Source organism: Aquabacterium lacunae (assembly GCF_004310865.1).
GTDB lineage: Bacteria > Pseudomonadota > Gammaproteobacteria > Burkholderiales > Burkholderiaceae_C > Aquabacterium > Aquabacterium lacunae.
In genome coordinates, this window is record NZ_SIXI01000007.1 from 177,345 (window position 1) to 187,966 (window position 10,622).

The window sequence follows — 10,622 nt, forward strand, 5'->3', positions numbered from 1 at the left end:
AATTATTCCTGTGGGCATGTGCGGTTGACCACCCTACCTCGGTGGGGTGGGCGCGGTCGGGCGTTGCAGCAGCAGTTCCAGCCGGTTCTTCACACCATGGGCCGCCAGGATGGCCGTGACATGCTCTTTCACGGTGTGCTCGCTGATGCCCAGCTTGCGGGCGATCTGCTTGTTCGACAGGCCGGCCAGCACGGCCTGCAGCGTGTCTTGCTGGCGGGGCGTCAGCGAGGGCGCCGGGCTGGCCCAGGGCAGGGGCTGGCCATCGTGTCCGATGAACACGCGCTCGCCCGCCAGGATGCGGCGAAAGCCCTGGATGATGTGTTCGATGTCGATGTTTTTGGGCAGCAGGCCACACACGCCCATGTGCCGCGCCCATTGCACGGCGGCCGGTTGCGGGTAGGCCGACACCAGCACCACCTGCCCGATGCGGGGCTTCAGGGCCTCCAGCACTTCTTCAAACGGCTGCTCAGGCAAGTGAATGTCGAGGAACAGGTGGTCCCAGTCGGCCGTGACCACTTCGGGGCTGAAGCGGTGCAGCATGTCCACCTGCGCGGCAGGCCAGTGCCCTTGCAGCAGGCTGCGCAGGCCCGCGCAGGTCATGGGGTGGTCGTCAATGATCAGCAACTTCATGGCAAGGCACTCACAGGCACAGGCTTCATCGGCACAGGCCCGTCAGGGTGTGCAACAGCAGGTCGGGGTCGACGGGTTTCGGCAAGAGCAACAGCCCTTCCTGTTCGGCGCGGTCCAGCACCTCGGGGTCCGACTCGGCCGACACCAGCAGGCCGGCGGCATCGGGCCAATCGTCCAGCCATTGGGTCAGGCAGGTGATGCCATCGCGTGCCCCTGGCAGGCGGATGTCGCACAGCACCAGGTCCACCTCGGCCAGGCTGTGCACCTCGTCAGGGTGGCGCGCATGGCGCACCTGCATGCCCAGCGCCTGGGCCCAGGGCAGCAGGGCCTGCGTCACCATGGGGTCGTCTTCCACCAGCAGCAGGCGTTTGCCGTGCAGGCTGCGTGCCGGCTCGGCGGAGCGGGGCGCCGGTGCGCCGACCTGCTGGCTGGCCGCCATGTCAGCCGTGGGCGCCAGCAGTGCATCGGCGGGCAGGCTCACGCGGAAGTGACTGCCCCGCCCAGCGCTGGAGTGCAGCGTGACCCGGGCCTGCAGCACGGCCGCGGCCTGCTGGACGATGCTCAGGCCCAGCCCGATGCCCTGCGCCCGGTCGCGTGTGGGGTTGGCCAATTGCACGTGGGGCAAGAACACCTGCTGGTGTTGCTCGGCCGGGATGCCGCAGCCCTGGTCGTGCACGCCCAGTGTGACTCGGCCGTGCACCTGGCGCGCGGTGATCAGCACGCGCCCACCCCGGGGTGAAAACTTGATGGCGTTGTCCAGCAGGTTGTCGAGCACCCGCTGCAGCAACCCCGGGTCGGTGTGCACCCGTGCGAACTGCAGGCGCTGGCTGACACGCAGGCACAGGCCCACTTCGCGCGCCAGGGCCGTGTCCGCCCAGGCTTGCTGGCGCTGCTGCAACCAGCCCTGCAAGGCCACCGGCTGGGCTTGCACCGGGTGGTGCCCCCCCTCCAGCCGCGACAGCTCCATCAGGCTGTTGAACTGGTCGGACAAGGCCTTGCCCGCGCCCATCACCTGGTGCACCAGGGCGCGGGCCTCGTCGTCCATCGGGTGGGTGTGCAGCGCATGGCTGAGCAGCATGATGGCGTGCACGGGCTGGCGCAGGTCATGGCTGGCCGCGGCCAGGAAGGCCGATTTGTCGCGGTTGGCCTGGTTGGCCCGCTCGGTTTCACGCTGCTGCTCGGCCAGCAGTTGCTCTTGTCGTTGCATCAGCTGCAGGTTGTCGGCCACCATGGCCAGGCGCTGCCGTGCACTGCTGAACACCACCAGGTGGTACAGCAGCAGCATCACGGAAAAATAGGCCCAGTGGCTGGGGTAGGCCTCGGGCATGCCCCAGCTGAAGGCGATGAAGGCCAGCACCGAGCTGATGGCCATGTGGGCCAGTCCCATCACCGACAGGGTGGCGGCACCCGCGCACACCCCGAAGTACACCATGGCGATCAGCAGGTTGCTGTCCTGGCCGTGCTGCATCAGCAGGCTGCTGCAGCCCCAGGCCAGCGACACGCTGCTGCCGTAGGCAATGCCCCACCATTCGGCGCGCCGCAGCACCGCAGGCGGTTGGGGGGTGGCCAGCCGATGGCGCCACACATGCCTGAAAGCGAAGCCTGCCAGCGCACTGACGCTGGCCGCGGCCAGCCACCAACGTGCCGCTTCAGGCAAGGGCCCTTCGGTGTACGACAAGGCCAGCAGCACGGCCAGCAGCCAGGACAGCCCTGGCCGCAAATGGTTCACCCCCACCTTCAGCAAGGCTTGCTGCATGGCGGGCTGGTAGCGTTGGTGGTTGAATATCTGAACGGGGCGCACGGACCGACACCCTACGCGAAACCGCCAGCCCCTGAAACCCCACCCCTGTAGGGGCTGCGGCCTCTGCCCCCAGCCCGTCAGCCATCTTCTTGAACCCCATGTGGCCCCTTGCCCTGCCCGACGCCCTGTCTGTGGGCCCGCTCACCTTGCCCACCGCCCTGCTGGTGGCTTTGCTCGCCTATGCCGCAGCCTTGTGGGTGGTGCACCGGCCTGCTCAGCGCCTGGGGGTGGACCTGGCCGGTGTGGTGTGGCGTGCTGCCTTGCTGGGTGTGCTGGCCGCCCGGTTGGGGTTTGTCTGGCAGTTCCGCGCGGCCTACCTGGCCGAGCCTTTGAGCATCTTGAACGTGCGAGACGGGGGCTGGGAGCCACAAATCGGTTGGGTGGTGGCCTGGGTGTACGCGCTGGCCAAAGCCCAGGCGCAGCCCAGCTGGCGACCAACCTTGCTCAAAGCCGTGGGCTTGGCCACCGCCGTGTGGGTGCTGGGTGCGGTGTCGCTGTGGCAGGGCAGCCGGCCTGGTGGCCACACTGCTTCGGGCGCAACCCCCTGGCCCGAAGCACCGCTGCAGGCGCTGGACGGCACCCCGGTGTCTTTGCAGGTCTTCAAGGGGCGACCCGTGGTGGTCAACCTGTGGGCCACCTGGTGCCCGCCTTGCCGCCGCGAAATGCCGGTGCTGCAACGCTCGCAGCAGGCCCACCCCGAGGTGCACCACCTGTTCGTCAACCAGGGCGAATCGGCCGAGCAGGTGCGCGGCTTCCTGCAGGCCGAAGGCGTGCAACTGCAGCACGTGCTGCTGGACCGCCCAGGCCAATGGGCCGCGCGGTTCGACGTGGTGGGTTACCCCACCACCCTCTTTTTTGACGCCCAGGGCCAGCTGGTGGCCCGCCGCGTGGGCGAACTGTCGTCGGCCACCTTGCAGGCCAAGGTGCAGGCCTTGCTGGCGCCCCAGCGCCCCTGACTCTCAGCCCCTGCCGTCGATCAGGTTCTGCACGTATTGGTAGGCCTTGTCGCCAATGGTCTTGCACACGGGCTTGGAGGCATCAATGGCCGCCTGGAAGTGCACCCCGCCCCACAGGCGCGACTGCCCGCACTGCTGCTCGAACTGGCTCCAGGTGTCGAACTGCAGCACGATGTCGTTGGCCGGCGTGACACCTGGCTCCACCAGTGACGAGCCCTTGGGCGCGGCCACACGCCAGCCCAGCATGTCAGAGCCCAGGAAGCGGCGGCTGGCCTGGGCGTGGGCCGAGCAGAAGCACGAGGAGCCCGACGGGTATTCGGGGTGGTCGGCCACCTTCACATAGCTGGCCCACTGGTCGGCTGGCAGGTTCACGGTGCCCTTGCCCGGGCCACCCCAGGCCGTGACCATGCCCTTGCCGTGCACCCAGTTCACGGCCGAGAACGGCCGCACCGCGTCGTACTTGCGCTTGGCGTTCCACACCGCAATGCCGCCGTCAAAGGCCGCCATGTTCACCAGGAAGTCGTAGTGCACGAACTGCTCCACGCTCCACTGGCGCGACTGGCTCAGGAACAGCGCCACGAAGCCCAGGCTGCGGATCTTGTCGTTGAACAGCTCGGCCACCATCTTGCGCTGGTCGGTCAGGGTGGCTGACGCGTTCAGGACCTGATCCACCTGGGCCTTGTAGCGGGCACGCCCGTTGGGGCCGAAGGGGTTGCTGTCCACCGGGGGCGGGAAGCTGAACTGCTCGGCGCTGTGGTAGCTGTAAGGCTTGATCTCGCCAAACTGCGGCGTCACGAACTGTTGCACCTGGAACAGCCCCGAGCCCTTGGTGGTGATGGCCGGTTGCCAGCGCGCCGGGTTGCGCAGCTCATAAGCCGTGTTCACGGGCTGATAGCCGGTGGTGTCGGCATAAGGCAGCTTGTTGAAACGCTGGCCCTTGGCGTTGCCCAGCTGATTCATGCCATCGTTTTCGCGGGCGGCCACCAGGGCCTTGCCGGCGGCACGGCCAATGCCGGCCGCCGTGCGCAGGTCGGTGCTTTGCAGGTTCGGGTCAAGGCCCGCGGCGCGCAGCATGTCGTCCCAGCGGGCCTTTTCGGCTGGGTACAGGCTGTCGAGCACTTCCTGGCAGGCATAGAAGATGGCGATATTGCGTTGCCGCTCGGTCAGGCCCTCGCTGGCCGGGCGGCGGGGCAGCTTCGAGTACACGCCCACGGCGGTGCGGTGATACGGCGCAATCGCATCGAACATGGCGTTGGTGATCAGCGTGGTGGCACGCAGCACCAGGGTCGCGTCACCGGGGCCCACATTGGCGAAGATGACCGGGATGACGGTGGGAATGACCACGTCGATCGGTGCATGGCCGCGGTCCAGATCAAATGCGTGGGCCGCACCGGCTGACCACAGCCCCAGGGTCACACAGGCCGACAGCAGGGTGCGGCGGAAACGACGAGGGGCAGACAACAAGCGCATGGTGGGCCTTTCAGAGTGTGGGCGGAAAGGCCGCAGTGTGGGGTGCTGGCCCCGCCCCTGCGAAGCCCCTAGCTTGAACTGTGGTGTGTGCTTGACAGCCTGCGCCTTGCATTTCTTCACATGGGCCTTGCCGCCTGTTGCGCGTCGCCTTGCACACAAGAACAAAAAAGGTATATACGATATGCACACATTATTTCTTTGACGCCACCATGAACACGCCAGACGTTTCCCCAACGCCCGAAGCCACCCAGGCCCAACCGCCCAAAACTGCCGCCAAGAAGGTTGCCGCCAAGAAGGGCTCAGCCCAGAAGCCTGCCGCCAAGCAGCCCGCCGCGAAGGCCCCTGCCGTGAAGAAAGCGGCGGCTCCCAAGGCGGTGTCAGCCAAAGCCGCGCCTGCAGCCAAACCGGCCAAGCCTGTGAAAGCTGCCAAGCCGGTGAAGCCCGTGAAGGCGCCCAAGGCCACCAAGCCCGTGAAGCTGAAGATCGTGCGTGACTCGTTCACCATGCCCGAGGCTGATTTCGCCCTGATCGAGCAGATCAAGCAGCGCGCCCTGGGCTGGAAGCAACCGGCCAAGAAGAGCGAGGTGCTGCGTGCCGCCTTGCAGGCCCTGCAGGCATTGCCTGACGCCAAGGTGCGCCAGCTGCTGAGCGGCCTGACACCCATCAAGAAGGGCCGCCCACAAAAGCCGAGCTGATCGCTGGCACTGCACTGCCTTCAACCATGAGCCGAACGGCTCATGGTGAGCCCCCTCGAACCAGTGGTAACCCTTGCGACAGGGCCTGATCTAACGCAGATTCGGGCTTTGGCAAGCAGCGTTCAGGAGGCTCACATGCACCGCAATTCTCATGGTGACCGCGTGCTCAACGCCCATGTCATCGAGGTTCTGCCTCAAGTGGGCCTGGCGTGGGTGCTGGCGGAAGACCAGCACGAATGGGCCCTGTCGGGCAACCTGCCCGGCCTCAACCTGCAGGTGCTGCAACCCGGCCAGCAGCTGAGGCTGACCCTGCGCACGCAGCACGGCATGGAGCTGCCCACTGGTTGCCACTGAGGGCTTGCGCCGCTCAGGCCGTGTTCTCCCCACATGACGACGCGCACAGGCCAGACAATGGCGCATGCACACACGTTTGCTTCAACGCTTGCGCGGGCTGGCTTGGGCCCTGCCTGTGAACCTGGCCTTTCACGCGGCGGCCTGTTTGGCCGCCCCTGCACAGGCGCGCACAGAAGAAGGCCTGCACTTCAGCCACCACGACTGGGAAGTGGCCTGCGACAACACCCGCACCTGTCGGGCTGCCGGCTACCAGGCTGACGAGGCCGAAAACCCCGTGTCGCTGCTGCTGACCCGTGCTGCCGGCCCCAGGCAGCCCGTGCAGGCCCAGGTGGCGCTGGGCCGCTATGGCGATGAGGCTGAAGCCCTGGCCCAGGCCGCCAACACCTTGCACCTGCGCGTGAATGGCCAAGCGCTGGGCCCGATGCCCTGGCTGGACGAGCCCCAGCGCTTTGGCCTGACGGCCCCTCAGCTGCAGGCCGTGCTGAAGGCCCTGCCCCGTGCCCGCGCGCGCATCGAGTTCACCCACGGCCGCACCGTGTGGGCCCTGTCAGACCAGGGTGCCGCCGCCGTGCTGCTGAAAATGGACGAAGCCCAGGGCCGCGTGGGCACCCCCGGCGCCCTGGCCCGCCCCGGCACCCGCCCGGAAAGCGGGGTGCTGCCTGCCCTGCCAGCGCCCGAGGTGCGCGCCGTGGCGGTGCCCGCGCCCAAGCCGGGCGCTGCCCTGCAGGCCTTGCCCGGTTTGAGCGCCAAGGCCCAGGCCGCCTTGCGCCAGGCCCTGCTGGCCGACGCCGGTGACGAACTCGACCCCGACCTGCGCGCCGGCAGCGAAGGCGCACTGAGCTTCGAGCCCCTGAGCGGCGGCCAATGGCTGGCCAGCACCCTGTGCTGGCGCGCGGCCTACAACGAGGGTTACTGCATGTGGGTGCTGAACGGCCGCCCACCGCACCAGCCCCGTCTGGTGACCGACATGGCCAGCGACCACACCCGCGGCGTGATCACGGCCAGCCACAAAAGCCGTGGCCTGGGTGACTGCTGGAGCCACGAACGCTGGGTCTGGAACGGCCGCGAGTTCGTGCACGCCGCTGCCAGCACCACGGGCCAATGCAAGCTGGTGGAGCCCGGCGGCGCGTGGGACTTGCCCACCTGGGTCACGAAGGTGGTGGGGCCCTGAGCCCAGCGCGCGCGCGCCGCCACCCGGCACACCCATTGCATGCCCTGCTGGCATGCACATCGACTTCAGCACCCTCACGCCCTACCAACGCTACAAGCTGATGGCCAGCCTGATCGTGCCGAGGCCGATCGCGCTGGTGACCACCTTGAGCGACACCGGCGTGGTGAACGCGGCACCGTTTTCCATGTTCAACATGGTGGGCGAAGACCCGCCCCTGGTCATGCTGAGCGTGAACCACCACAACAGCCAGGGCCGACTGAAAGACACGGCAGCCAACATCTTGAGCCGGCGCGAGTTCGTGGTGCACCTGTGCGACGAAGCCGTGGCCGAGGCCATGCACCGCTGCGCCACCGAGGCCCCGGCCGACGTGAGCGAGCTGGACCTGACGGGCTGCAGGCGCAGCGCCTGTGACGAGCTGGAGGCACCGGCCTTGCAACCCTTGCCCGCCACCCGGTACGTCATCGGTCGCTGTAAGGGTGTCAAGGTCAACATCGACTATCACGTCGAATTCGAAGGCGACTACAACAGCGTGCCTCACCGGCTGGTCGGCACCCGCCTGGATGTGCGCGCCACCGACACCCTGGTGGTGTGCTTTGCCGCCAACCAGCGCGTGGTCTGTCACCCCCTGAGCCTGCGGCGCGGGGCCCACACCACCCTCGGCGAGCACATGCTCGCTTCGCACCGTGCGCACCTGGAGTGGACGCCCTCCAAGCGCATCGTCTGGGCGCAGGGCATTGGCGTAAGCGCAGCCGCCGTGGTCAGCTGGCAGATTGAGAAACGTCCTCACCCCGAACAAGGCTACCGCGCCTGCCTGGGGCTGATGCGACTGGCGCGCGAGTACACGTCCCAGCGGCAGGAAGACGCCTGCACCAGGGCCCTGGCGATCCGCGCACCTACCTACCGCAGCGTGGACAACATCCTCAAGAACGGCTTGGACAGCCAGCCTTCCCATTTGCTCGTCACCAGCAGCCCACTACTCGACCACGAGAACGTTCGTGGCACCGACTACTACCACTGACCTGCCCCAAGTAGGAACGATTCCCACAACTTCCATCGACGGCAACTCCGGGCATTAGAGCGCCAGTTGGGCATGGAGGATCGATCAGTATTGTGGGAGCGTGGGTGCGATCGATGCCATGCACTCAGGCAAAGGCTATCTCAGCTTCGGCAGGCAGTAGCTTTCCGAGGCCCCAACTCACGCGGTGTACTTGAACTGTCGATCATCCGCGTTCACGAGCGGTTGTTAGCCTTGCGGGAGCCTCCTTGGTCGATTAGTCCGCTTGGCAAGTTGACGGCGAGGCTATCACGTCTCCTGAAAAAAGAAGCCTGTTTCCGGGCGATCCAGCGTGCCGACAAGCACCCCGCGATCGAGAAGCCGATTCTGCTGTTCGCAGGAGGTTTCCGGGAGAAGCGCACAGGAATGGCAGGCAGCCAAGTTGCAGTTATCGGGGCCCTGGCCGAGGCTTTCGATGCAGACAGGATCGCTCGAGCACCACCGAGCCCGGTCGATTGCGCGGGCGATGGTTGGTTCGAGCAAAGCCGGGGATCCCATGCGGACTAGGCCTCCCATCGTTCCCTCAGAATCACCTGCGGCAGTGTAGATCAGCACGCCGCTCATTCGCGGGTGCTCGTCCGAGAAGTAGATTCGCTCCCGAAGGGAGGATGAGCCATACCCGCAATCAAAGGTCAGCTGGTTGATCAAGGCATGTGCGAACGTATGCAGCAGTACAAACTTCGGATCCACATCGGAGGCGTGGGTCTCGCGACGGCTTGCCTGGGCTTGCACGTTCTTGTTCACCTGCACAAGGCGCTCGCGGTGGAATGCTCCGTGTACGGCCTGCCAGCGATCTAGCTTTGCGCCATCGAACACGAGGAAAATGCCTTCCCCTCTCACCACGACCGCAGGAAGCCAGTTCTTCCGTGCGCGGGAAATCAGCTTCCACCGTTTGTCGGGATCTTGCGACGACGCAGCAAAAAGCCGGCTGTAGCCGACGAAGGCGCGGGTCTCGCGCAGCTTGTCGAGCAGTGCGATCCGGCTGAAGCGATCTCGAACCACAGGCTCGTACGATTCCATCGAGTGGCTTCGAACGAGGAGGTTGATTTTCGGCATGCCCTCCTGCCCGTCCCGACAGAAAGTCGCGTACTCCTCGAAGCGAAACGCTCCCTCCACGATTTCGGCGCCGGCGGTCTGTCCATCTTCCGGCGAATCGTCGAGTCTCTTCTCGAGCCAGTTGTTGATCTGGTCAACAAGCAAGGCAGGATCGATCTCCCAATCGGAGACGAGCGATGCGGCGATCACCTCGCCGATGATCGCCGCCGTTAGACTGCCGTCGTTGCTCTTTGCTCTCATGACGAGCAACGTCGCCGTCTGCCGATGCTGGGTCAGTGCCTCGTGCAGGATATGCTTGTTGGCTGCCTCTGCGAGGAGGGCAGGGTCGACTTCCGATTCGGGCCGTCGCCTCTTGAGCATGAGACTTACGGCCTTTCGCGACAGCGTGCCTTCCTCGGAGAGGATCGCAGCGTTCAGAAGTTCCTGCTTGAACTCGTGATCTTCAAGGATGTCTAGGACGTCCTGAGGAAACGCGGCATCCTTCACCTCTGGGATGTAGATGGAGCTCCGGACATCGGAGAAGTACAGGTTGCTTGCTCCGCGCAGCACGGCCTGCAGCTTCTGGGAACAATCTTCGCCAGGGTCGTCACCACCATCGCCGATACCCAATGCGGGTACCTGCGAGTCGCATTTCACGCCTAGGTCGCCGCCGAAGGCACCGGTCAGCGAGCGGCGCTTGACCTCGACGACACCGTCCACCTGCTGGCGCTCGGCAACCACGATGACCCCCGCGATCGACGCCGAGCCCGTGGAAAGCAGCCGAAGCCAGCGGTCCGAACGCGTGCGGTTCCATTCTTCGGGTTCCAAGCCGAGCCACTCGATCCATGGAAAGTCGCGCATGTGTCCGTCGCGACAGACCGTGACAAACCGCACCTGCACGGTTCGGCGGGCCTTGTGCGCTTTGCCCTTTTCGCCCCCACTTCCCACCGGCCCGGTGCATTGCGGTGCGGATCGATCTTGGTACCTAGTCTCGAACATGCGTCCGCACCGCGGGCAGGAATGCCAGAGCGGAAACCGGAGGAAGGGCAGCTTCAGCCCCACATTCACCGCCTCAGTCGACCCCGCTCCGTTCGGCATGCGGAAGTCAGGTGGCTGCACGAAGAAATCAACCCCGAGACGCCGGGCCAGCCTCGGTTCGTCCTCGACCTTGAATTCGCGGTGCTCCGGCTTGGCGGGGTCGAATGGCCATGCATCTAGGCCGGCGTGGACGAGCGATACCGGGCCTGGAAAGTCGATGAGCGCGCCGATGCCAAATGGCGAAATTGCCTGTGATCGGCGAACAGGTCGGTTCATGTTTGTGCTCCGGGATGTTGAATCACGAGCAAAACTGAGCCACTGAAGGGTCTCCGTCACGTCCAATTTTGAGCCACGTTATCCACCTACCCTGCTGTTTTTTGCAGCAGCGGGGGGCAGGAGTGATCAACGTGAGCACATT

9 protein-coding genes are annotated in these 10,622 nt (G+C 65.9%); 5 read left to right on the top strand and 4 right to left on the bottom strand.

The window, feature by feature from the left end:
- Positions 1-33 precede the first annotated feature (33 nt).
- Together EYS42_RS15520 and EYS42_RS15525 are read right to left on the bottom strand one after the other, a co-directional pair.
- The gene (locus EYS42_RS15520) at positions 34-630 is read right to left on the bottom strand and encodes a response regulator transcription factor (protein WP_130969107.1); all 597 of its coding nucleotides are present in this window, start codon (positions 628-630) and stop codon (positions 34-36) included.
- Positions 631-655: 25 nt separating this feature from the next.
- Positions 656-2,386, bottom strand: coding sequence for an ATP-binding response regulator (locus EYS42_RS15525; RefSeq protein ID WP_130969108.1), 1,731 nt, complete (start codon positions 2,384-2,386; stop codon positions 656-658).
- Positions 2,387-2,529: 143 nt separating this feature from the next.
- On the opposite strand from EYS42_RS15525, the gene EYS42_RS15530 reads away from it, so the two are divergent.
- On the top strand, positions 2,530-3,387 hold the full coding sequence (locus EYS42_RS15530) for a TlpA disulfide reductase family protein (protein WP_130969109.1): 858 nt from the start codon (positions 2,530-2,532) through the stop codon (positions 3,385-3,387).
- Positions 3,388-3,390: 3 nt separating this feature from the next.
- On the opposite strand, the gene EYS42_RS15535 is transcribed toward EYS42_RS15530, so the two are convergent.
- Entirely contained in the window at positions 3,391-4,857 is a 1,467-nt protein-coding gene (locus EYS42_RS15535) for a vanadium-dependent haloperoxidase (protein WP_130969110.1), read from the bottom strand.
- A 209-nt stretch (positions 4,858-5,066) separates the two neighbouring features.
- Here EYS42_RS15535 and EYS42_RS15540 point away from each other — a divergent pair, with 209 nt between their 5' ends.
- From EYS42_RS15540 to EYS42_RS17490, 4 genes are all read left to right on the top strand, one after another.
- Positions 5,067-5,552, top strand: a complete 486-nt coding sequence (locus tag EYS42_RS15540) for a hypothetical protein (RefSeq protein ID WP_130969111.1) — start codon at positions 5,067-5,069, stop codon at positions 5,550-5,552.
- A gap of 135 nt (positions 5,553-5,687) precedes the next feature.
- Positions 5,688-5,906 carry a hypothetical protein gene (locus EYS42_RS15545; protein ID WP_130969112.1) on the top strand — a complete coding sequence of 73 codons (219 nt, stop codon included), beginning with the start codon at positions 5,688-5,690 and terminating at the stop codon, positions 5,904-5,906.
- A gap of 64 nt (positions 5,907-5,970) precedes the next feature.
- Positions 5,971-7,077: a DUF1176 domain-containing protein gene (locus EYS42_RS15550; protein ID WP_130969113.1), complete on the top strand. Its 1,107-nt coding sequence runs from the start codon at positions 5,971-5,973 to the stop codon at positions 7,075-7,077.
- A 52-nt stretch (positions 7,078-7,129) separates the two neighbouring features.
- A complete protein-coding gene (locus EYS42_RS17490; RefSeq protein ID WP_130969114.1) occupies positions 7,130-8,095 on the top strand; it encodes a flavin reductase family protein in 966 nt (321 codons plus the stop codon).
- Between the two features lie 285 nt (positions 8,096-8,380).
- Here the strand turns inward: EYS42_RS17490 and drmB are convergent, their stop codons facing one another.
- On the bottom strand, positions 8,381-10,480 hold the full coding sequence (gene drmB, locus EYS42_RS15560) for an MrfA Zn-binding domain-containing protein (protein WP_130969115.1): 2,100 nt from the start codon (positions 10,478-10,480) through the stop codon (positions 8,381-8,383).
- Positions 10,481-10,622 lie beyond the last annotated feature (142 nt).

What these genes read in the sequence shown, in the direction of transcription:
- EYS42_RS15550 (WP_130969113.1), top strand. Translation starts at nt 5,971, where the DNA reads ATGCACACACGTTTGCTTCAACGCTTGCGCGGGCTGGCTTGGGCCCTG.
- EYS42_RS15545 (WP_130969112.1), top strand. Translation starts at nt 5,688, where the DNA reads ATGCACCGCAATTCTCATGGTGACCGCGTGCTCAACGCCCATGTCATC.
- drmB (WP_130969115.1), bottom strand. Translation starts at nt 10,480, where the DNA reads ATGAACCGACCTGTTCGCCGATCACAGGCAATTTCGCCATTTGGCATC.
- EYS42_RS15530 (WP_130969109.1), top strand. Translation starts at nt 2,530, where the DNA reads ATGTGGCCCCTTGCCCTGCCCGACGCCCTGTCTGTGGGCCCGCTCACC.
- EYS42_RS15535 (WP_130969110.1), bottom strand. Translation starts at nt 4,857, where the DNA reads ATGCGCTTGTTGTCTGCCCCTCGTCGTTTCCGCCGCACCCTGCTGTCG.
- EYS42_RS15520 (WP_130969107.1), bottom strand. Translation starts at nt 630, where the DNA reads ATGAAGTTGCTGATCATTGACGACCACCCCATGACCTGCGCGGGCCTG.
- EYS42_RS15525 (WP_130969108.1), bottom strand. Translation starts at nt 2,386, where the DNA reads ATGCAGCAAGCCTTGCTGAAGGTGGGGGTGAACCATTTGCGGCCAGGG.
- EYS42_RS15540 (WP_130969111.1), top strand. Translation starts at nt 5,067, where the DNA reads ATGAACACGCCAGACGTTTCCCCAACGCCCGAAGCCACCCAGGCCCAA.
- EYS42_RS17490 (WP_130969114.1), top strand. Translation starts at nt 7,130, where the DNA reads ATGCACATCGACTTCAGCACCCTCACGCCCTACCAACGCTACAAGCTG.